Source organism: Thalassospira sp. UBA1131, from assembly GCF_002311515.1.
Taxonomy (GTDB): domain Bacteria; phylum Pseudomonadota; class Alphaproteobacteria; order Rhodospirillales; family Thalassospiraceae; genus Thalassospira.
The window spans coordinates 188,505-211,347 of the sequence record NZ_DCAO01000104.1; the positions used below are offsets into that span (position 1 = coordinate 188,505).

Below are 22,843 nucleotides of genomic sequence, written 5' to 3' on the forward strand. Positions count from 1 at the left end.
ACGTCGGTCGCGATATAGCCCAGCGGATGGCCGATATGCAGGCCAACCCCGCTTGGATAGGGGAACATGTCCAGGATGACGCTTTTCTTCTTGCTTGCGTCGAAATCGGCATCGCCGGGATTTGGCGTGCGATAAGTATCGTTTTCCCGCCAGTAATCCTGCCAGCGCTTTTCAAATTCCCGCGCACTTTCCTGATAGTTCGCCACGCTTAATCAACTCCTGCCTGTCCAACTCCGACCCTGGCGTCCGGCGCCGCCCAAATGGCGCGCCTTCCCCGGATCGGGTTCCAAAATATTCTTAAGCTGTGTTCATAAGCGTGCTTTGATCGACGTGCAACATCAGATAACGAGATTTCTGGCGAAAACCCGACGATTTTGCCAAACATTCGCCACCCGCCGCCAACCGCCCGCACCAACCGGGCGAAATGCATACACCAGTGCCCGACCATCAACCCGAACTTGCACATCGGCCCTGATACAACAACACTGGATTTTCCTGGCCATCCATGCCATATTAAAAGGTGAAATTTGCCAAGTCCTTGTTCGCGCGCGAAACTGCTGCGCAAGCTTGCTTGGAAAAGTGCTGATTGTCAGCACAGCTCTCAAAGCTCTCCGTCCAGGGAGGACGATTATGGATATCACCATTGGTGGTCTGTCATCCCAACAATCCGGCGCGTCTACGCGTTCGGCACAATCCTATTTGCCGGGCCAGGGCGATACTGAAAAAGCTGGCAACAATAATGGCACGTCCGCCTTTGCCGCTGCGACGTCTGTTTCGCTGTCTTCTGAATCGGCGACCCGCCTGTCGGCGGACAATATCGTTGCCGCAATCAATGAAAGCCTGCAATCCACCGGCCTGTCGATCCAGGGTGTTAATCCCGACGATTACACGCCAGAGGGCGTTGCAGACCGCATTCTCGCCCGCGTTGGCGATCTGATTGCATCCAATGCAAGTTCCGAGGCCGAAGCACGCGAAATTTTCGATCAGGCCAGCGAAGGCATTCAAGCCGGTCTTGAAGATGCCCGCGCCATTCTTGACGGATTGGGCGCGCTGAATGACGAAATTAACGGCAATATCAACGAGACCGAAGAACGCCTTAATGAAGGCCTGCAAAGCATCGAGCAGCGCCTGACCGAACTGTTTAACAGCAGCGCGTCGGAAGAAGCCGCCGAGGCCGCAACGCCGGAACGCGATGAACAGGTCCTGCAATCGCAGGTCACCCAGACCGCACAGGCAAGCCAAGCCTACGCCGAAGCTGGCAGCAATGCCCAGCGCAACGCGCCGCGCTACGGCACCAACGGCTAACGCTCCAAACATCTCGCTCGCACAGATTAAAACCGGCTCCCTTGGGGCCGGTTTTTTTGTTCGGCTCACTTAACCACAGTTCTTCCGCAAAGGTTGAACGAGTGATATCCTTTACTAAACTAACGTAGCAGCATGAGAAACTGTGTATGACATCGTCCAAACTTCGCGCAGACAGCAAAAGAGATGCAACTGATAGCATACGCGGCTACGTATATCAGGCTTATCAAAGTGTTTTGGCTTGGACAAATCTCAATCAGGATGAAACTCTCGTCCTAGAGGGAGCAGAAGACTTTGACATCTACGAACAACAACAAGCGACTGTAACCCAAGTCAAGGATCTTAGTGGAAACATTACGCTTCGCAGCAGAAGCGTGATTGACGCCATAAATAACTTCTGGAGCCACAGTCAAAATAATCCAAATAATCAAGTTAAATTTCGATTTTTGTCGACTACACATCCCGGCTGTGAAAAAGGCTCTCCCTTTGGCACCAACATTAATGGCTTAGACTATTGGCAAGGTGCTGCAAACAGTAAAGTTGACATCCAACCTCTCAGATCTTTTTTACTAAACCTCGACCTTTCTCGGTCACTAAAAGAATTTCTAAAAGATTCAAATGACAAAATTGTTAAAGAAAAACTACTTATCCCAATTAAATGGGATCTTGGATCAAAACCGATAGTACCGCTTCAAGACGCTATTCACGACAATCTGATTCTTCACGGCCACCAACTTGGAATCAACTCTTACCATTCATCGAACTCTCTAGATCATTTACTGAGGAAGATAGTAGACCTTTTAACAAAGGAAGGCCCAAAAGCCCTAACTCGCGTAGACTTTCTGCGGTCCTTTGATGATGCCACAACAGAAGCAGTCCCCAGAGGAGAGCTTGAAGCGCTCAGGCACAGCAGTCGCCTCTACAAGCTGGCAGGCACCGCTGATGCATTTCGCCTAGATCAGCTGGTATCTTCTCCGCCCTCGATTACATCTGCCCCCCCGGCAGTGAATGGACAGATTTCTCGCAGTTCTTTAACACAAAGCCTTGCCGAAACGGCGAAGCGACAAAGTATACTATTCCTCCATGGCAGCAGCGGCTTAGGCAAAACCAACCTTGCATTGTTGATTGCACAAAAAATTACTCAGAACTGGGGTTGGTGCGGCTTTCGCGGTCTATCCGGTGAGCAAATTCAAAACACTCTTCGACACGCGAGCTTTGAACTCAACACTTCGAACATTACCCCTTATTTGGTATTAGACGACTTGGACTTGCGTAGTGCGAGTCAATATGAACGCGAATTAATTACGTTATTTTTCCGAGCTAAAGATGCGGGAGGCGTAATACTAATCACCTCCCCATTCGCACCTTCCTTGCAGCTTCTTCCCAAACTTTGGGCTAACGAGGAAAGTCAAACACAAGTTCCTCCTTTTCAGGAACGAGACATCAGTGAGATGCTTGAGAAGCATGGCTTGAAAGATGCACATGCTTTGAACTCATGGAGCAAACTAATCTTTCTTACCACAGGCGGACATCCACAGCTCGTTCATGCAAGAGTGAGAAGTTTAGTAGCGCAAGGGTGGCCAAAACCAAAAAAGGATGACCTTGCCAAGCCTGAAGCTGTGGAAAAGGTTAGATCTGAAGCGCGGCAGCGCCTAATGCAAGAAATCCCATCCGAAAATGTAAGAGTTCTTGCTTATCGTCTAAGCCTAATCTCCGGTTCATTTTCACGTGAGATGGCAACCTCACTGGCAGCAGCTCCCCCTCCATTGAGACTTGCCGGAGAAGCTTTCGATACCCTTGTTGGACCTTGGGTCGAAAATGAAGGAGATAATAGGTACCGGACATCCCCTCTGCTCATCGGTGCAGCTGAAAGCAATTTGTCCGCAAACGAAATTAGAACTGTTCACGAAACCATTGCAATCGATGCAATGAATAGAGAAACCACAAACAAAGCTGAGATTGGAACAGCTCTTCTACATGCAATTCTCGCAAAATCCACACTTCCAATACTTTATTTCTCTCAAATAATCATTAGAGAAAACCAATCAAAATTAAATGAACTATCGGGAAAATTGGAATGGCTACCGATATTAACGCTAGATAGTGATCGATTCATTCTACCAAGCGATCCTAGTATTGAAGTGATTCTGAGACTTGCACAATACAGAATATCCGTAGCATCGGGAAACTCCAATAGATCCCTAAATATCATTGACCACATTCAAAGCTGTATCAACCGGCTTGAAGAACCAAATTCAAGACAATACTCCGAGGCTCTTGCGTACGGCATAATCCTCAACACACTAGAGATCCATATCCCTGCAGGTGTGGTCGTATCTATGCTGTCCAAACTAATTGAACACGCAGATACGATCGACGAAATCAGTGAAATCCATCGAACTTTCGCTGAATCCTCTCAGGACCTTCCAAAGTTTGGAGACAATTTACCAGCTCAAGTTCTGTTTTCTTATCAAGCGGTTCGTACAGCTGGCTTAGATGATTTAGTTGATCTTCTAGATGCTTTGAATGCTTTAACAGAGGAAAAAAGAAACCACCTGCTTGCAACCTGTAAATCCGACAGTGATTTCGCTGGAATGCTAATTAGCCGTGCGTGGTGGAAAGAGGTTAAAAACGGGTCACTGGACATCGAAAAAACAACGGTGGCTCTAAATAAAGCGATCGACTGTGCTACTGCTTGGCAATGCTCTGAAATTATTATCGCGGCTTCCGTAGCACTATCGGTGATTGCCGATGAATACGAAAAGGTGCCAGCAAAAGCCCTTGATCTTGTGCGCAACGCGCTAAGCAATTTCCCCAATGCACTCCCATTGCTTAATCAGAAGGCCAAAGTTCTTTTCCACTCAGGTAATTACAAAGAAGTTTTAGAACTCGCCAGTACCATAGGCGGTAGCAAAGAACTTTCGTCAGTAGAATTGACTTTCACGTTGCGGATGGCCGGGATTAGCGCCGCCAAGCTTGATAACTGGAATCGAGCCGAGGACTATTTCTTAGAAGGAGCAAAGTTGTCTCATGACACCGAATTTCTCAAGACTACCGCTATCGGCTTGATGGCTGACGCAGCCTTTGCAAGATGGATGAGTAAGAACTACTCGGGAAGCTTAGAACTCTTCTGCGACACCCTAACCGAACTAGAAGAAATTCCATTATCGCAGGAGCTAAACGTCCGACACTTACATGCTACCGTAGGACACACAGTTGCTTGGATCTACTTCGAAACCCGACATGAGGCGAGCGATGAATTGATGCGCCCTCTACCGGGCATGTGCAGCAAGCCAGACCCCCACGAGGGTATGAAAGACCTTGAAATCAAGGAACTATCGACAGTTTGGCAGCTTCTAGCAAATGCAGAAAAACTCCTTAAGTTAGATGTTGGAATTCAAAACAAGTCGCAACACTTTACTGGCGGCAAACGAACCCTAGTCATCGAGACATCGCAGAGATTTGCTGAGTTAAATGCGGTTTATATCAACGGAGACTTCGAGCATTTAATTCCCGCTTACGTTCGCGCAATGGAAGCACTGGAAACAAGCAAGAAACTAAATGAAGAAGGACTAGATGCCAGTTGGTCCTCCACTTATATCCCCAAGCTACCAACAATATTCTGGAGTGACCCAGCCCAGCAGGAACGAGTTCAAAACTTTATGCTGGAGGCAACTGTCATTCTGCTATCGAAGTCACCTAAGATCGAATTCCCGATTGCATCTTGGCGAGCAAGTTTGCTTGAGCTTGCTGGCACCACAGAAGCCACAGAGAGATTTTTGCATATTTTAGAAGGCGGCTTGCCACCGAACATGGTTCTACAAGAACAGGTTGCATTTGCATTAATAAGTTTGCAGCAGGGTCCTTTACCACCTGATGAGCTTTGGACTTCGCTATTCCGGGTCTTAAATTTGTTTTTGTATGGAAGTAAGTACTGTGCAAAACACCTCGAAACTTTAAGCAACGAAAAATGGTTGTATGCTCTTGAACATCAGAGATTTGCGTTCCTATCCCCACAGCTTTATTGCCCTAGTATAGAAGCAGCTTGCAGGAACTCCGCGCTCAGCGGCCTACCGAAAGTAGCTCATGTATTACTTACGTCGGCGCAGGCACTGAAAATCAATATGTCTCCAGAATCCTTGAGCATGTTGAAAGAAATTGAGAGAACTGTGACGCAGTGAACTTTTGCAAAAAATGTCTCGTCAAAGACACACAGGCTAACTCTAATCTAGTTTAGTTTCAGGCCCTAACCCCGTTCATGATCATCCGTCACACGAAACAACTTTTGACCAGCCGCTTGAATACGCGCAAAGGCGTCTTCGGCCATAAAGCCCGAGACAAAGGCCATGAAGGTCACGAGAAACGGGCTGATATCGATTTGTCCTGATCCGTCGGGTCCGCCCTGGCTGACCATCAGTACGCCTGCCTCTGTACACAGGAAGATGGCCATGGCGGCAGCGATCCCCTCCCCGGTCATGACGAGCAGCCTTGCGGCGGGCTTCAGGCTTTTGCCAAGATGTTCCCATCCCTGAAGCCGCGGCCCTGTATCGGACTGCGGCGCAGGCACTGCCTCCGGCGCGGTTTGATCCATGGCATTGTGATCTGAGGTGTTGTGATCTGCGGCATTTTCATCGGGTGGTGTTTTGGGCGGCGTTTGGGCCGTGGGCGGCTGACCGAAATTCTGTCTGGTAAAGGCAACCACCGCCCCCAATCCGCCTGCCGCGACTGTGACCAACAAGGTCAGCATGATGGTGGGCAACTGGATCAAATAGGACAGCATATGGCCGACGGGGTGTTGAAACAGGGCAACCAGTGACACCGTATCCTGGCCAAACTCTTCGTCCTGACGTCTGATCTCTGCCTCGATCTCGGCCAGCTCATTTTGCAAGCTCGTTCTGAGCTTTGCGGCGTGCTGGTTTTCGGCGCGAATATTGGCCCATTCGATCTGGGCGCGGGCGTTTTTCTCGTCAAACCGGATCATGGAACTTCGAATGGCATCGACTTGCTGGCCGGCGCGATCCATCAGGGCTTCCGGGGCTTTGTCGGTGAATTTCGGGTGATCAAGCAGGGCGTGAAGCCGGGTCATGATTTCAATGCCGTCTGCACGACGTTTCCTGTCCGCATCGCTTTCCCCGAAGGGCACATCAAGCATTGGCGATCCGGCGCGGCCAAGGGTTGTACCACCGCCGCCCACCATGCCGGTTGGCGGATCAAACAGCCCGTCGGTTGGCATGGCGGTTTGTTGACTTGTCACGAATTGATGCGCCGCATTGAGCGCACTCAAGAACGCACCTGCAAATTCGGGATCAAATGCATCGCGATTGCTGGCAACGGTTGCACCAAGCCGTGAATAGCTGCCAAACGCGTCCCACCATGCGGCAATCGCATCCTTGCGCAAGGCCAATCCATTCCGGGTTTCTTCAAGGGATCTGGTATCAATCGCGCGCATATCATCGCGCAAAATGCCGGCCTCTTCGCGCAAGGAGGCTTCATGGAAGGCTTGCAGGACCAGTCGTTCCAACATGCCAGGCGATGACACGCCGAGCTCCCGCAGCAGGGAATCGCGCTGAATATCGGCAGTAAATCCGGCAAAAAGCGTAATCACAAACCCGAAATAAAGCACACAGGTCAATCCGGCCAAGATGGATGACCCCGCCAGCCGCCAGATGTTCAGGCCTTCTTGTGTTTCTTGCTCCATCGGGCACCTTTACGCGTTACGTCCCCTGTCGACGCGGAGCGAAAATGCCTGTGAGGGCGCGCGTTATCGCGGGTTTAAGTTAACAGCCGCAAAACAGCTGTTTTCCATCCGTATGAGACACCCCCTCTTTCGCGTAGGGTGGCATATTTCTTATATTTTTCAGATAGTTACTATTAAGAAGATTCTAATATTAGATATTGCCATTTAAGTTTTATCTAATTAACATTGCCTTCAGCCGATCTCAGGAGGAGGTCGTCCACGCCGCCACCCTTTATCTTTGCTTGTTCAGGTAGGAACTGCGTTATGGCGTTAAATATCATATCCGACCACGCGGCCAATCTGGCGCACCGCAATCTGGCGCGCGCCGAGGAGGCCGCGAACAGGTCGCTTGCCAAGCTGTCATCGGGGAAACGTGTGGTCTCTGCCCGCGATGATGCGGCATCAATGGCCATCGGGTCGCGGCTGAACTCGACGGCCACTTCCTTGACAGCGGGGATTGTCAATATCGGTCAGGGCAATTCCATGCTGCAAATTGCCGACGGGGCCATGGTCACCATCGACGATGTGCTGGTGCGCATGAACACCCTGGCCGTTCAGGCCGCATCGGAAAACCTGTCAGACACGGAACGCGGATTTCTCAATGACGAATTCGTCGCCCTGCGCACCGAGATCAATCGCATTGCGGCCGCAACCAATTTCAACGGCATCCAGTTGCTCGGCGATGGCAGTGATGTGTCCCTTGATTATTCGGATTTGCAGGCTGGCGGCTCTGCCGAGGTTCTTTCGGTTGCCAATGGCTTTTCAAATTTCACCATCACCGATGACAATTACTGGGCTCGTGACGCCAACGATAACGGATCGGCGGATAATCAGCTTCGCTTTGATCTGCTCAAAACCGGGGATCGCATTTTGCTGAGTGCGATATCCGAAATCGATGGCACCAGTCCGCACCGGACCCAAAGCATCGATATCACCGATTATGCCTCCGGCGGCAGCAAGGCGCTTAATGCCGGTCAAACACAGACACTCGATTTCGAGGATGTCGGTGTGAACGTGAACCTGAACTTCAATATTGCGACCACCATCACCAACGCCCTGGCCCAGGGCTCCGATGGTGCCGGTGCCGATGGATCGGCCACAGCACAGATTTTTGGCGCCAGCCCGGTTTTATCGGTTCTTGAGGATCAGGGCAACAAACTGCCTGACAAGATCTATTTCCAGCTTGGCGGCGGCAATACCGGCGGTGCGCAGCTTTCGATCCCGACGACCGCGGTTGATGGTGCCGCCCTTGGTACGGGCAAAAACGGCACGGAGACAAGCCTTGATGAGCTGGGCAGCAATGCGATTGCCACATCCGCCAAGGCCCAAACTGCGATCGAGGCTGTGGCGCGCGCGATTGATGATCTGCAACGCGCACGGGCCAATATCGGCACCAACCAGAACCGTCTGGATGCTGCCAGCGAAAGCCTTGCCTCGACGCTTGAAAACGTCAAGGAGGCGCGCTCAAGCCTGCTTGATCTCGACGTTGCGATGGAAATGACCAACTACGCATCGAAACAAATCCTGATCAAATCAAGTGTCGCGATGTTGGCCCGCGTCAGTGAAATGCGCCAGAACCTGATACGCTTGCTGGCAGGTTGAAGAGCCACCTCTCAGCGAGTGTAGGAAGCCCCGCGCCCCCGCGCGGGGCTTCTGACCCTCATTGCGCTGCAAAACATCCTTTAAACGGCATGGGGTTTAAGTCTATGGTCTTTGCGGAACGCAAAGGGATACATATCGACCATGACCACCCCGACATCCGACAACACATCCGACACCGCCGCCGACAAATCATCCCAGACCTGGCAAAACCTTTCGACCGACTGGATCACCTGGGCAGAACGCCTGGCACCGGCGGCCGAGAAGATCAACCGCCACATGATCGAGGCGGCCGATCTTCCGGGGCTTGCAGCTTTGCGTAATGGCGCGCCGCTTGAGGTGCTTGATCTGGCATCCGGGGTGGGCGAACCGGCCTTTTCCTTTGCCCGTGCCTTGGGCGGCGGCACGGATGATAGCGCTAACATCCCCGGAATTGCGGGACATGTAACTGCGTCCGACATTGTTTCTGACATGTGCGATGCGCTGATGGAACGCGCCGCCGAAGAAGAAATTTCCAACATCAAGGCTGTTCCGGCCAATATGGAAAAACTGCCGTTCGAGGATCAGAGCTTTGACGTGGTGTCGTGCCGTTTCGGCGTGATGTTTTGCGAGGATCCGGACAAGGCGCTTCTCGAGGCATTCCGCGTTCTGCGCCCCGGTGGCAAGGCGGTGTTTATGGTCTGGGCGCCGCTTGTGGATAATCCGCTGTTTGCCGCAATGGATGCGGTTCTTGGCAACATCCTTGGCATCGGGTTTGATGCCGCCGGGCTCGACCCGTTCTGCTTTGGCGATGCCGATCAATCCATGATGCGCTTTGAGAAAGCAGGCTTTACCGGGATTGAAGCGACAACCCACAGCCCGGCTGGCCGTATTCCCGAAAACGCCCCGTTCTGGAAACCGCAAATGGATATGCTGTTTGGCAATGTTCTGCGCAAATCATCGGACATGGAAGTCGGCGCGATCAATGCCGCGATGTTTGAAACATTGGCGCCCTATATCGAAGACGGCCATTTTCAGGTCCCGATTTGTTTTCATGTACTTAGCGCAAAGCGCGCCTGATCCGGCCACTCCGTCTGATCGCTGATTTCGTGTAAAACCCAAGCATTCCTGCGCATCACGCATGGCCGCATGCGTGGATTTGTGCTTGCGTTTTGGCAACCGGCATGGCAAACCCCGCCCCCTTGGAAGGATGATCCTTCCCCTGTCGTAGCACCAGGTTAAAAACACGAAAGACTGATCATTATGAAGACGATTGTCGTCTGCTCTGGCGGGCTGGATTCCGTCACGCTGGCCTATAAGGTCGCGGTTGAGCACAAGCTCCATTCCCTGATTTCGTTTGATTATGGCCAGCGCCATAAAAAGGAACTCGATTTCGCCGCCCGTGCGGCGCGTAATCTTGGCGTCAAACACCACATCGTTGATCTGACCCCGGTCGGTGCCCTTTTGACCGGATCGTCGCTGACCAGTGATGATATCGATGTGCCCGATGGCCATTACGCCGAAGAAACCATGCGCATCACCGTGGTGCCAAACCGCAATGCGATCATGCTGGCTGTGGCCTTTGGGGCGGCGGCCAGTGCCGGGGCCGATGCGGTTGCCGCGGCCGTGCATGGCGGGGATCATTTCATCTATCCCGATTGCCGTCCCGATTTCATCAAATCGTTCCAGACCATGCAGGACCACGCCCTTGAGGGTGTCAAGGACGTCAAGCTGTATACCCCGTTTGTAAATGTCTCGAAGGCCGATATCGCGCTTGAGGCAGGGCGTCTGGGCGTGCCGGTCGATCTGACATGGTCATGTTACAAGGGCGGGGAAACCCATTGCGGGCGGTGCGGCACCTGTGTCGAGCGGCGCGAGGCGCTTGAACTGGCGCGCGTCAAGGATCCGACCGTTTATGTCGATCGCGATTACTGGAAACAGGCCCGTGCCGACCATATGGCGCGCAAATTCGGCCCCTTGCCCACCACCGATTGCGCAGCAAAGTAATCCTCATACAATTAAAATTTGCACCTTGGATGCCCGCCGAAGCTAGCATGACGGATCGACCGCAGACCTGCTTGATTTGGCACTGTTATCCCCACGAAGGCGGGGACCTCGATCCGCATGCTCATGGGGGCAGAAATGGACGACACCGAAAGAAAACCGATGTTCACCATCACCAAACAATTTGCCTTTTCTGCAAGCCACCAACTCAGCGGCCTTGAAGAAGACCACCCGTGCGCGCGCCTGCATGGCCATAACTATATCGTCGAGGTGGAGCTTAAGGGTGCCGCCATTGATCAACGTGGCTTTGTCCGTGATTACCGCGAATTGGGCCCGCTCAAACGGCTGATTGATGACGAGTTTGATCACCGTCACCTTAATGAGGTTCTTGGTCACGATCACCCGACCGCCGAACGGCTTGCGCTGTTCTTTTATGAATGGGCACATCATCGCTGGCCGGAAGTATCGGCGGTGCGCGTCTCGGAAACGCCGAAAACCTGGGCGGAATATCGTCCATGACGGTGCACGATCCCAACCTTGCCGACATTTCCGAGGGACGTGGTAAAATCCGCATTTCGGAAATCTTTGGCCCGACCGTGCAAGGCGAAGGTGCCCTGATTGGCATGCCGACGGTGTTTGTCCGCACCGGCGGCTGTGATTTTCGCTGTTCGTGGTGCGACACGCTTTATGCGGTTGATCCGGCCTTTCGGGCGGACTGGAAACCGATGTCCGCGACCGAGGTTCTGGACGAAGTCAAAAAGCTTTCCGGTGGCAAACCGATCCTGATTACACTGTCGGGCGGCAACCCGGCGATCCAACCACTGGGCGACCTGATTACCATGGGCAAGGACGAAGGTTTTACCTTTGCGATTGAAACCCAGGGCAGCATCGCCAAGGACTGGTTTGCCGACCTCAATTTCCTGACGATCAGCCCAAAACCACCAAGTTCCTCGACCAGTTTTGATAAGGAAGCGCTTGCTGCCTGTATCGAAGCAGCCCAGTCCGATGGCATTCTGAATGGTCCGGCCATTACCTTGAAATTCCCGGTGCGCGATGCCGCCGACCTGATGTTTGCCGATTATGTGAGGAACCTTCACATTGGCATTCCGGTCTGTTTGCAGCCGGTCAATACAACGCCTGCCGAGCCGCATCCGGATGGCGCAGACGGTGTTGATATCGATGGCCTGACCGAACGGTATCGCTGGCTGGTCGATGAAGTGGCAAAGCGCAAATGGTTTGATGTGCGCGTGCTACCGCAATGGCATGTGCATGTCTGGGGCAGTTTACGCGGGGTTTAAGCTTGGGCCAAAACTGCCGCAGGCCCCCGAAAATCTTGCGTTTTGCCCCGACAATGCCCATCTTAATACTATGTGTTCAGTGTCGGCCCAGGCCAGCACTGACTCAAAATGGCGCTTTGTGGCCGTACCACGCACGACTTTCTTGGGGATTGAGCAAACCCGTCTAAGGCGCCAGAACAACCTGCCGGAAGAAAGCGGGCCGGACGATACCGCCCGCCACACCGCCGATAGGTGCATATTCACAACAAAAACCAGATCAGCACCTTTATAGGCCATCTTCCGGATGCTCGAAGGAGCCATGATCATGAGCATAACCCGCACAACCCATCGTACGGTGACGTTCTTTCATCCGTTCCACTTGCCCGGCCATCCCGGGTTGCTTTCGCCTGGCGAGTATGAAGTCGACACCCTTGAAAAGCTTGATCCTGATGCTGCGATGCGCAGCTACATCAAGCTGGAATGTCATGTCCATCTCTGGGCGAAGGTGGATATGAAGGACGGTATTGACGTCCTGATGGTCGAACCGCAGGTGCTTGAAGCCGCCCTTGCCCTTGATTCCGATCCGCTGCGTGAAGATGAACGCAATCAGATGATCAAATCCTTTGGCGGCAGGCCAACGGATAACGCCGCCGCCTGACGGCGTGCAAAGCCGAAAGGGAGCAGCCCGGGCAGAGAACGTTATCAACTGATCGCGTCCCAACATCTCTGCCCTGCATATGATCATGGATTTATGGCAGCCAGAATACCGGTTTCAGCCACCCGTGATCTTGCAGGATTTTGACACCTTCCAACACAGGAATGGCAATCCAGAACCACATCGCATCGCGGGTGGTGGCCAAAAACAGGGCTGGTCGGCACAAAATCTCTTTCTCGTCACGCCAACGGAACCATGTCGGGCGAAAACGCGGAACAGTATTCACATAGCGTTTGAATGCCCGGCCAAACCGTTCCGCCAGCATGGCTTCCTCGCGCAGCACCACATGCCTGAACACCGCCCAGCACAAAACCGCCGAGACAAGCCCGATGGCAATACTGCCGGTTTGGGCACCAGCGCCAAATGCGCCAATGAAGCTGAAAACATAAAGCGGGTTTCGACACATCGAATAAGGGCCGGACGTCACCAGTTCGGTCTTTTTGCGCCCGCCAATATAAAGCGAACACCAGCCCCTCCCCACGATGCAGACCATGATCGCCATCATCCCGATAACCTGGATGGTGTGGTGCCAAACACTGTTGCGATCAAATCCTGCACGGGTAAAACAAACCAGTGCCAAAAGCAGCACAACACCGACGCGAAGCGTCCATTTTCGGTAGCGCTGAATGCGCTGTAGATCTTTTGCCGCGTGCGCGTCTGTCGCAGAATTGAAATTGGGTTGAATGATAAAGCGTGGTTGCAGCATGTATGCCCCCTTGGGAAAAAGAGGGCACAGCATCCGCGATCACCCGATCTTTGGCGTCCAATGCTGTTGATTCGGTCCTGCAATTGGCGGTTCGGACGCATCGGCAGCAAGCGTTGTTCCGCTGCGCGCTGCTTCGCGCACGGCGCTCGGTGTTTCTCCGGTAATCTTTTTGAAGGCAAGATTAAAGGTCGATTTCGAGTTGAACCCGACACTTAGCGCGATATCAAGAATTGTCCGATCGGGCTCAAGCACCAGAACTGCACGTGCTTCTTCAATACGTGCACTATTGACGTAATCAAAAAAGTTCTGCCCAAGATGACGATTAAGCACATAGGAAAGCTGATTGGGAGACACACCAACAGCCCGGGAAAGTTTGGGTAAAGACACCAAGGGATCAAGTAACAGTTCGCGTCGAGACCGAATTTCGGCGAGCTTAGTCAAAGCCCTTTGCAAATCGTCCTCGTCAAGCAGTGATCGCGCAGCTTCCGAAGACGAAGCAACACCAACACCCATGCCATTTTCTTGATCTTGCGCCCGCTTGTTATCAAAGACGCCGTCTGCGATTGCAGACCTTTTGATATTTTCCGGCCAATCGGCCATGACAAATAGCGCAGGCTGCGTTGCGATCACATAACTCATCGCAAAAAGAACCAGCACAAAGGCAACACCCGTTCCGGTCATTGCCATTTGCTCGGGTATATAAAATGCGACCACCCGGCTGACAAAAACCGTCACAAAGATCAAACAAACCCCGCCGAAAATAACAAACACCCATCGCTGAATCACACGACGACCTACTCCCAGCTGTTGCTGAACTTGCCAGAAATAAACCTGAGACAGCATCCATAATTGATAGATATAGAAACAGGCCTGCAAAAATATCGCCACCCAACAAAGGCCTTTGATGCCTTCGATAAGGAAAGCAAGAGAACCGACTGAGGCCTCCCCACTTAATCCGTCGACGGCAAAAAGCACGACCAACAAATTAAGAACCAACGCCGGCAGGAGGAAGTGCACCCATGGGGCACGCTCCGGGGTGCCCGATAATTCTCGAAAATATAGATAAATCGATGGCCCAATCAGGAAATTGCAGGGAAAGGAAAACAGAACGATCAAATCCCGAACCTGTTCAGAACTGAAATTATCACCGATATCAGCAAGAAGATTGATCATCAAACAGCAAAGAAACAAGATCATCCATCGGTTGGCCGCAAATGCCCGAACACCTTCCGATCTTAGCAAAAGGCACAGAAAACCGCCCTGTAGAAGCCCAATGACAGCGATTGTCACATCAAGATAACCAAGCATAGTGTTAATCATGATTTTCCTGTGAGGCTCTGGAGCCCGGCTTGCTCATCATTATTGGCATTTCCTGCCCTGGCTTCACGCACGGCACTGGGGGTTTCACCAGTGATTTTCTTGAAGGCAAGATTAAAGGTCGATTTCGAATTGAACCCGACACTGAGCGCGATATCAAGAATGGTACGATCGGGCTCAAGCACCAGAACGGACCGGGCTTCGCGTATGCGCGCGGCATTGACGAAATCAAAGAAGCTTTTGCCGACATGATGATTAAGCACATAGGACAGCTGATTGGGTGTTATGCCAACCGCACGCGCCAGTTTCGGCAAGGACACCAGCGGGTCCAGAAGAATATCCCCCCGCGCCTGAATGTCTTCAAGGCGCGCCAAGGCCCGTTCCACGCCATCGGGATCAAGCAACGGACGCGGGGTCGTATCATCATGCGCACGATGATCCGTCCGAGCTGTTTGCACGGGCGCATTTTCGTCTGGCGACATGACCGTTTGGCTTTGCACATCGCCGGCTTCGTTGGCATCATCTGATGGCCAATCAGCCATGACAAACACGGCCGGCTGCGTGGCGATTTCATAACTCATGGCAAACAGCACCAGCGCAAACGCGATCTCGGTGCCAAACATTTCGGCATTATCGGGCAAGTAAAGCTCAACAATCTTGCTTACCGCGACCGTAACAAACACGAAGGTCAGGCCACCCAGAACCACGCCAATCCAGCGTTGCATGGCCTTGCGATCCGCACCAAGCTGTTCTTCGGTCTTGCGCAAATAGCGGCAAGCCACCTGCCACAACAGAACAATATATATCGTTATCTGGATAAAGATCGTACCCCAGCTAAAGGCATCAACGAATTCCGCGATTGTATATTGCCCCGCCCAAACGGTCCCACCACCATTATGTGTGACAACCCACGCGGTCAGGTTAAACACCACAAATAGCAAGATGAAATGCCCCCACGGGCGGCGCGACGGGTTGCCCGAAATTTCCCGAAAATAGAGGTAGACCGCAGGCGCAATTGCAAAATTGATCGGACTAAAGAACAGATCAAGCAACCCGCCCATATCGGCCGAGACCAAAGGTTCAGCCACATCCTCAATCAGATTGAGCGCAACAGCAGCAATAAACAGCATCATCCATCGGTTGGCCCCAAAGGCACGCGAACCTTCGGACCGCAGGATCAAACACAGGAACACCGCCTGCACCACGCCAACGGCTGCGACCACAACACTTACATAATGCGTCCAACCGGTCATTCCGGCGTACTCCTGATTTTTCAGATGGATCTTCAGACGGCGAACAATGTCCAGCCCGATCGACTATATCGTTTCAATAGACACAATCGGACACTATCGGCGTCCGATTATGCACAGGCGGACGCCGCCCGGGATCGAGTTTGCGAAAGTGATCACCCGATGGCCACCGATACCCCGACCCTGTGGCCGATCATCACAACAATGATGTTGTAACACGAACCAAACATGCTTCGTCCAGATTGAAGGGCTGTCACAAAAGGTTCCATCATATTTATTTGACTATATCGAATTGATATATGATAGTTCGATATATATCGGATTGATATAGTCGCTTTGGCACCTTCCCCCGCCGCGGCATACTCAGTCCCGGATGCGTAGATAAGGATACAGAACACAAGATGGACGTACGTACTTTATGTCTGGGTGCCCTGATGGGCGGCGAGGCAACAGGATATGAAATCCGCAAGATGTTTGAAGATGGCACATTCAGCCATTTTCAAATCGCGTCCCTTGGTTCGATCTATCCGGCCCTGACCAAACTGACTCAGGACGGTCTGGTCACATTTGTTGAACATGAACAGGAAAACAGACCGGACAAGAAGATCTATCAACTGACATCCGAAGGACGTCGCACATTCCTGCGCACGTTGTTGCAGACCAGACCGGCCGAGGATCGTTATCGTTCTGATATTTTGTTCATGCTGACCTTTGCCGAAGAAATGCCGATTGAACTGACCGAGGCGCTGATTGATGAATTTGCTGCCCGTCATGAACTGATGAGCCAGCAGATTGATCCGGAAAACACCGACAAACCGGCGCATCAAAAATCGAATGCCCGCGATGAAAACGGCGAACTCAGACCGGGATGCTGTTTTGTTGCCGGACTGGGGCAGGCCATGTGCAATGCGACGCTGAAGTTTATTCGCGAAAACAAGCAGGGCCTGCTTGATGAGTTAAAGGCGCGCAAGGCCAACAAGTCCTAGGACGCAACCGAACGCTGTGCGCAAGACGTGCCCAACAGAGCCACTGACGCATTCCGATAGCGGAATATTTGAGGGAACAGAACAATGAATGCTTCACGCCTGATCGCCATTCTTTTGGTCGTTGGGACCGTTGTATGGATCGGCAGCGCCTATTTGACGGGTGGTGATGAGACGACGGAACAGACCAGCGCCTCAGATGCGACCACTGAAAACAAGGCCGCCAAAACTACGGCGAGTGTGCGCACCATCACCAGCCACGCTGTGGATCACGTCGATCATTTGCGCATCACCGGCCGTACCGAAGCGGTCATTTCTGTTGAAATCAGTGCCGAGACCGAGGCACGCGTGATTGAAGTTGGCGCGATCAAGGGCCAGGCTGTTCAGAAAGGCGATCTGATCGTACGCCTTGACACCGGTGATCGTCAGGCCCGTGTTGCCAAGGCGCGCGCGCTGGTCGCACAGCGTGAACTTGAACATTCCGCCGCCGAAAGTCTGGCCCAAAAGAACTATCGGTCCAAAACCGGTGTGGCACAGACACTTGCCCTGCTTGAAGAAGCGCGCGCTGATCTGATGATTGCGCGCACCGAGCTTGGCAATACCGAAATCCGCGCCCCGTTTGATGGCATCGTCGAAGAACGCCCGGCCGAGATCGGTGACCTTTTGTCAATTGGGGATCGGGTCGCAACCCTGATGCAGGGTGACCCGATGCTGGTCGTTGCCCATGTTCCCGAACATTCGATCAGCGCGATTGACCTTGGCCAACTGGCAAGCGTCACCCTGTTTGACGGCAGCACCCATGACGGTATCGTCCGTTACACAGCCCGGGCATCTGACAATGACACCCGCACCTTCCGGGTCGAGGTTGAAATTGATAATCCCGATCTGCGCATTCCTGATGGCATGACCGCCGAACTTGAAATTCCGGTCGGCATCAAACGGGCCCATCAGGTTAGGCCGTCGGTCCTGACGCTTAATGACGAGGGTGAACTTGGCGTCCGCGCCATTGTCGATAACAACAAGGTCGATTTCCTTCCTGTCGAATTGCAGGGCGGCAATCGTGACCGGATCTGGATCGGTGGCCTGCCCGACACGTTTGAATTGATCGTTGTCGGCCATGACTGGGTCAAGGAAGGTGCAACTGTTGAGGTTGTCCACCTTGAAACCGACAAGGATGGTCTTCCGATCATGCAGGATGACGAAGCACCTTCGACGGCGTCTGACGATACCGGCCCGACCCTTTCGGAAAACTCCGCGCAATAGCGCGTATCATGAGGAGATAAAAAATGTCCCTGATTGATCACGCGCTCAATCGATCGCGCACCGTCATTCTGGTTTTGATCCTGCTGCTTCTGGCTGGCTCGGTTGGCTATAACGCCATCCCCAAGGAAGCCGACCCGGATGTTCAGATCCCGGTTCTTTATGTCACCATGCATCATGACGGCGTATCGCCGGAAGATGCCGAACGCCTTCTTTTGCGCCCGATGGAGCAGGAATTGCGATCCATCGAAGGTGTCAAGGAAATGAGCTCCCAGTCCTATCAGGACGGGGCATCGGTGACGCTTGAATTTTACTCCGACGTCGATATCGACGAAGCCCTTGCCGATGTGCGCGAACGCGTTGACATCGCCAAATCCGAACTGCCCGAAGACACTGACGACCCCGAAGTCCACGAGGTCAACCTGTCGCTGTTCCCGGTTTTGGTGGTAACCCTTTCGGGTGACGTGCCCGAACGTGCACTTCTGCGCATGGCGCGCGATCTGAAAGACGCCATCGAAGGCCTGCCTGCGGTGCTTGAAGCCAAACTTGCCGGTGATCGGGAAGAACTGGTCGAGTTCATCATCGACCCGATGAAGATCGAGGCCTATCGCCTGAATGGCATCGACATCGTCAGCCTTGTGCGCAATTCCAATGCGCTGGTGGCGGCTGGTGCGATCGATACCGGTACAGGGCGCTTTAACATCAAGGTACCCGGCCTGTTTGAAAGCATAAATGACATTCTTGATATGCCGCTGATCGTTGATGGCGATTCCGTCATTCGGTTCCGCGACATCGGCGACGTGCGCCGGACCTTCAAGGATGCAAAAAGCTTTGCCCGCCTAAACGGCGAACCAGCCATCGCGATTGAGGTATCCAAACGTGTCGGCGAAAACATCATCGAAGTCATTGATGCGATCAAGGCGGTCACCGCCGAGGCACAGGAAGCATTTCCGCCGAACCTGACAATCAGCTATTCACAGGATAAGTCATCTGACATCCGCACCATGCTGACCGATCTTCAGAACAGCGTGATCCTTGCGATCCTGCTGGTGATGGTGGTCGTCATCTGGGCGCTGGGCTGGCGGTCGGGTCTTCTGGTCGGGCTTGCCATTCCGGGCTCGTTCCTGACCGCGATCCTGATCCTTTGGGCGCTGGGCATGACGGTCAATATCGTTGTTCTGTTCAGTCTGATCCTGGCGGTCGGGATGCTGGTTGATGGCGCGATTGTTGTGACTGAATATGCCGACCGCAAAATGATCGATGGCCTGCATCGCAGCAAGGCCTATCCGCTGGCGGCAAAACGCATGGCGCTTCCGATTATTGCGTCAACCGCAACCACGCTTGCAGCCTTCCTGCCGCTGGCCTTCTGGCCGGATATCGTCGGCGAGTTCATGAAATTCCTGCCGATTACGGTTCTGTTCACGCTGACCGCATCGCTTGCCATGGCACTGATCTTTGTGCCGACCGTGGGCGCGTGGTTTGGTAAACCTGGCAGTGAAAGCAACGAAAGCCTTGAGGCCATCGCAGCCGATCATGGCGATGACATCCACAAGGTCAAAGGCGGCACCGGGCTTTATGTCCGTATCCTCAGCGGATCTCTTCGGTTCTATTGGCTGGTGATTCCGGCGGCGTTTATCATTCTGATTTCGGTCTGGGTGGCGTTTGGCAAGCTTGGCAAGGGCGTTGAGTTCTTCCCGGCGGTCGAACCCGAAGTCGCCGTGGTTCAGGTCCGGGCACGCGGCAACCTGTCCTATTACGAACAGGATGCCCTGCTTAAAGAGGTCGAGGACCGAATTCTGGCCCTTGATGCCCGTCACGAAGGCGAACACTGGTTCGATACCGTATATGCCCGTTCCGGCGATGGTGCCGGTGGCAACGAGGCATCCGAGGACGTAATCGGCACGGTTCAGCTTGAATATGCTGATTGGCAAATGCGCCCGCCCGCAAGCGAGATTGAAAAACGCATCCTTGCCGATACGGCCGACCTTGCCGGTATTCACGTCGAAGTCCGCGCCGAAGAAGCCGGTCCGCCGCAGGGCAAGGACATCCAGATCCAGCTTCGCTCGTACTATCCTGAACTTCTTGATGAAACGGCGACCATTCTGGTTAACGGTCTTCAGGAAATGGGCGGGATGTACAATTTCGAAGATGGCAAATCGCCCCCGGGCATTGACTGGGAATACACAGTCGACCGCGCCCAGGCTTTGAAATTCGGTGCTGATATCAACCAGATTGGCAATGTCGTCAAACTGGTGACCAACGGGATCAATTTCACGACCTATCGTCCCGATGACTCAACCGAGGAAATCGATATTGTCGGGCGTTACCCGGCCAAGTATCGCTCCCTCGACGAGCTTGAAAACTTGCAGATCGTGACCGAAAAGGGTCTGGTGCCGATGTCAAACTTCATCACGCGCACCCCCAAACCCAAAACCGGCACGCTGACCCGTGTTGACAGCCGCCGCGCCCTGACCGTCAAGGCCGATGTGCAGGAAGGCGTTCTGGTCGACACCAAGCTTGGCGAGGTCAAGGCATGGATGCAAACCCTTGATATCGATCCGCGCATATCGGTCGAATTCAAGGGTCAGGATGAAGAACAGCAGAAATCGGCAGACTTCCTGATGAACGCCTTTACGGTGGCCCTTTTCATCATGTTCATCATTCTGGTCACCCAGTTCAACAGCATCTCGAGCTCGCTTCTGATCATGATCGCCATCATCATGTCGACGGCGGGTGTGTTCCTTGGTCTGATGATCACCGGGCAGGCTTTCTCGATCGTCATGAACGGTATCGGTGTTGTCGCACTGGCCGGGATCGTTGTGAACAACAACATCGTGTTGATCGATACCTTTGACCGGCTCAAACACACCGCCAGCAGCATCGAGGCCGCCATCCTGCAAACCGGTGCGCAGCGTCTGCGTCCGGTGATGCTGACCACGGTGACGACCATTCTTGGTCTGGTGCCGATGGTCATGCAGATCAATATCGACTTCACGTCTCGTGAGGTCACGGTCGGGGCACCGTCCACCCAATGGTGGGTACAGCTTTCGACCTCGATCGCGTTTGGTTTGGCCTTTGCCACGGCTTTGACCCTGATCTTTACGCCTTGTGCGTTGATGATGCGCCACAAGATTGCCAACCGTCTGCGCAAGACATCAGTTGGCAATCGACTGAAATCACTTGTCTCCTCGCGGTTCGGACGCAACAGGACAAAGCCATCAGGCCCGACTGCATAATCGATCCCTTTAACCCAATAGCCGCGCGACTTTTCCCCCGACCCCGCCGTGCGGTTATACCGGCCCCCTCCCCGGGGGCCGGTTACTTTTTTCTTCAAGCCGGCAATCAAAGCCGTGTGGTTTAATCGCGATGTAACCTTTTGCATTCAAACATCTTAATCATTTAATTTTTCGCCCCTTTCTACGTCTGCGAAGGCCGGAATACACACTTTCCTAATGTTTCCGGGCGTATTTTTAGAATGGTTATCGAGAACTGTTTCCCGCCGGAACCAAAGGATCTGCATGGTATGGGCTGTTTGGCATAAAGCGCGATCACAGGTATTTGGACTTGTCTGCGCGCTAGGCGCGTTTGCCCCCCATGGTGCGGCGGCGGAAAATGCCGTGTCCGACCAATCCCTGATCTGGGCGGTGCCTTCCTTTGCGCCGGCATTCATCAAAGATTACGGCGAACTCAGCGGCTATGCCGCCGATACCCAGAACTGGTTCGCAGCCAGGCTTTCACAGTATCAGCACCGCATTATGCATGTGCCCTTGGCCCGGCTTCTGGCGGAAATGAAAAGTGGCGATGGTGAATTACGTTGCTCAACCACGCTGATCCCGACGCCGGAACGGCGCACCTATATTACGTTTGCCAAAACCATTCTGCTGCATTTGCCGATCTCGATCGTTATCCGCGCCGAGGATGAGGCCCGTTTTGCGCCCTATCTCAATGACGAAGGCCACATCAGGATCGAGGACCTCCTCAAAGACGAGGAACTTGCAACCGCGGTTCGAATTGGGCGCGCTTACGGGACCCTGGTTGACGGACAGTTGAACCGGTATCGTAATACAGACCGCATCATGGAGGTCGCTGAAGATACCAAGTTCGTTCGGATGCTTGATCTCAAACGGATTGACTGGACACTCTATTTCCCGTCCGAGGCGGAATTTTACCGTCGGTCCCAGACGCCCGACCTTTTGATAAAGGCCCTGCCGATTGCCGGAAACACCACCTTGCTTGAGGCCACCATTGGCTGTGCAAAAACACCGGCTGGCAAAAAGGCCATTGAAGCCATCAATGCCATTGTCGATGCACATCCGACCATGCCCTGGACCGACTATTATGCCGACTGGCTTGGTGCGAGTGACCGGGAATGGTTCTATGCCGCACGCGATCAATATATCCATGCCGAGCATTTCGAAACCCGTCTGGAATACCGCCCGTCATCGGCGCAATAACAAAAAAGCCGGCAAAGATGCCGGCTTTTGTTTTGATCTTTTGATCAGTTCTGGTGGACGCGGTTCAATCCCTCGTCGGGATCATCATCGGGTTCACCATCATCATCTTCCTCGTCCGCTTTATCCTGTTCTTGCTGGTTCTCGACGCCCATACGGCGATAGGAACGATAGGACAGCGGGAAGGTAATGAAATAGACCCCGGCAATCACCGAAAGTGTCAGCCACGGCGAGGACACCAGAAACGCCACCGACGCCCCGAA

Annotated in this window: 17 protein-coding genes and 1 pseudogene; 12 read left to right on the top strand and 6 right to left on the bottom strand. The window is 53.2% G+C overall.

Translation table 11 applies throughout. The annotated features are described in order from the left end of the window. A partial coding sequence (locus B3Z49_RS17045; RefSeq protein ID WP_296993037.1) for a hypothetical protein occupies positions 1–206 on the bottom strand: 206 nt, incomplete at its 3' end. Between the two features lie 424 nt (positions 207–630). On the opposite strand from B3Z49_RS17045, the gene B3Z49_RS17050 reads away from it, so the two are divergent. Together B3Z49_RS17050 and B3Z49_RS17055 are read left to right on the top strand one after the other, a co-directional pair. Next, complete coding sequence (locus B3Z49_RS17050; RefSeq protein WP_008890288.1) at positions 631–1,305, top strand: DUF5610 domain-containing protein; 675 nt, start codon at positions 631–633, stop codon at positions 1,303–1,305. A gap of 146 nt (positions 1,306–1,451) precedes the next feature. Further along, positions 1,452–5,483: a hypothetical protein gene (locus tag B3Z49_RS17055; RefSeq protein WP_296993040.1), complete on the top strand. Its 4,032-nt coding sequence runs from the start codon at positions 1,452–1,454 to the stop codon at positions 5,481–5,483. Positions 5,484–5,548: 65 nt separating this feature from the next. Here B3Z49_RS17055 and B3Z49_RS17060 read toward each other — a convergent pair whose 3' ends face one another. After that, positions 5,549–7,000 (bottom strand): hypothetical protein, encoded by a 1,452-nt coding sequence (locus tag B3Z49_RS17060; protein ID WP_296993042.1) that lies wholly within the window; start codon positions 6,998–7,000, stop codon positions 5,549–5,551. A gap of 303 nt (positions 7,001–7,303) precedes the next feature. Here B3Z49_RS17060 and B3Z49_RS17065 point away from each other — a divergent pair, with 303 nt between their 5' ends. The 6 genes from B3Z49_RS17065 to B3Z49_RS17090 all read left to right on the top strand — a co-directional run bounded on the left by B3Z49_RS17065 (position 7,304) and on the right by B3Z49_RS17090 (position 12,556). Beyond that, entirely contained in the window at positions 7,304–8,641 is a 1,338-nt protein-coding gene (locus tag B3Z49_RS17065; protein ID WP_296993044.1) for a flagellin, read from the top strand. A 141-nt stretch (positions 8,642–8,782) separates the two neighbouring features. Continuing rightward, positions 8,783–9,697: a class I SAM-dependent methyltransferase gene (locus B3Z49_RS17070; protein WP_296993045.1), complete on the top strand. Its 915-nt coding sequence runs from the start codon at positions 8,783–8,785 to the stop codon at positions 9,695–9,697. A gap of 183 nt (positions 9,698–9,880) precedes the next feature. After that, positions 9,881–10,624 (top strand): 7-cyano-7-deazaguanine synthase QueC, encoded by a 744-nt coding sequence (queC, locus tag B3Z49_RS17075; RefSeq protein ID WP_296993047.1) that lies wholly within the window; start codon positions 9,881–9,883, stop codon positions 10,622–10,624. A gap of 135 nt (positions 10,625–10,759) precedes the next feature. Continuing rightward, on the top strand, positions 10,760–11,140 hold the full coding sequence (gene queD, locus B3Z49_RS17080) for a 6-carboxytetrahydropterin synthase QueD (RefSeq protein WP_296993049.1): 381 nt from the start codon (positions 10,760–10,762) through the stop codon (positions 11,138–11,140). Continuing rightward, a complete protein-coding gene (gene queE / locus B3Z49_RS17085; protein WP_296993051.1) occupies positions 11,137–11,919 on the top strand; it encodes a 7-carboxy-7-deazaguanine synthase QueE in 783 nt (260 codons plus the stop codon). Before queD ends, queE begins: the two co-directional genes overlap by 4 nt. Positions 11,920–12,223: 304 nt before the next feature. Beyond that, positions 12,224–12,556 carry a hypothetical protein gene (locus B3Z49_RS17090; RefSeq protein WP_296993053.1) on the top strand — a complete coding sequence of 111 codons (333 nt, stop codon included), beginning with the start codon at positions 12,224–12,226 and terminating at the stop codon, positions 12,554–12,556. A gap of 91 nt (positions 12,557–12,647) precedes the next feature. Here the strand turns inward: B3Z49_RS17090 and B3Z49_RS17095 are convergent, their stop codons facing one another. The 3 genes from B3Z49_RS17095 to B3Z49_RS17105 are packed head-to-tail and all read right to left on the bottom strand — an operon-like array spanning position 12,648 to position 15,889. After that, the gene (locus B3Z49_RS17095; protein ID WP_296993055.1) at positions 12,648–13,319 is read right to left on the bottom strand and encodes a methyltransferase family protein; all 672 of its coding nucleotides are present in this window, start codon (positions 13,317–13,319) and stop codon (positions 12,648–12,650) included. 39 nt (positions 13,320–13,358) lie between these two features. After that, positions 13,359–14,639, bottom strand: a complete 1,281-nt coding sequence (locus B3Z49_RS17100; RefSeq protein ID WP_296993057.1) for a helix-turn-helix domain-containing protein — start codon at positions 14,637–14,639, stop codon at positions 13,359–13,361. Continuing rightward, positions 14,636–15,889 (bottom strand): helix-turn-helix domain-containing protein, encoded by a 1,254-nt coding sequence (locus tag B3Z49_RS17105; RefSeq protein ID WP_296993059.1) that lies wholly within the window; start codon positions 15,887–15,889, stop codon positions 14,636–14,638. Before B3Z49_RS17105 ends, B3Z49_RS17100 begins: the two co-directional genes overlap by 4 nt. 398 nt (positions 15,890–16,287) lie before the next feature. On the opposite strand from B3Z49_RS17105, the gene B3Z49_RS17110 reads away from it, so the two are divergent. From B3Z49_RS17110 to B3Z49_RS17125, 4 genes are all read left to right on the top strand, one after another. Continuing rightward, the gene (locus B3Z49_RS17110; RefSeq protein WP_063087656.1) at positions 16,288–16,872 is read left to right on the top strand and encodes a PadR family transcriptional regulator; all 585 of its coding nucleotides are present in this window, start codon (positions 16,288–16,290) and stop codon (positions 16,870–16,872) included. 84 nt (positions 16,873–16,956) lie between these two features. After that, the gene (locus B3Z49_RS17115) at positions 16,957–18,132 is read left to right on the top strand and encodes an efflux RND transporter periplasmic adaptor subunit (protein WP_296993061.1); all 1,176 of its coding nucleotides are present in this window, start codon (positions 16,957–16,959) and stop codon (positions 18,130–18,132) included. A 23-nt stretch (positions 18,133–18,155) separates the two neighbouring features. Next, positions 18,156–21,365, top strand: a complete 3,210-nt coding sequence (locus tag B3Z49_RS17120) for an efflux RND transporter permease subunit (RefSeq protein WP_296993063.1) — start codon at positions 18,156–18,158, stop codon at positions 21,363–21,365. 381 nt (positions 21,366–21,746) lie between these two features. Continuing rightward, entirely contained in the window at positions 21,747–22,583 is an 837-nt protein-coding gene (locus B3Z49_RS17125; RefSeq protein ID WP_296993065.1) for a transporter substrate-binding domain-containing protein, read from the top strand. A 44-nt stretch (positions 22,584–22,627) separates the two neighbouring features. Here B3Z49_RS17125 and B3Z49_RS17130 read toward each other — a convergent pair. Next, positions 22,628–22,843: pseudogene (locus tag B3Z49_RS17130) on the bottom strand (CDP-diacylglycerol O-phosphatidyltransferase); the annotation flags it as partial.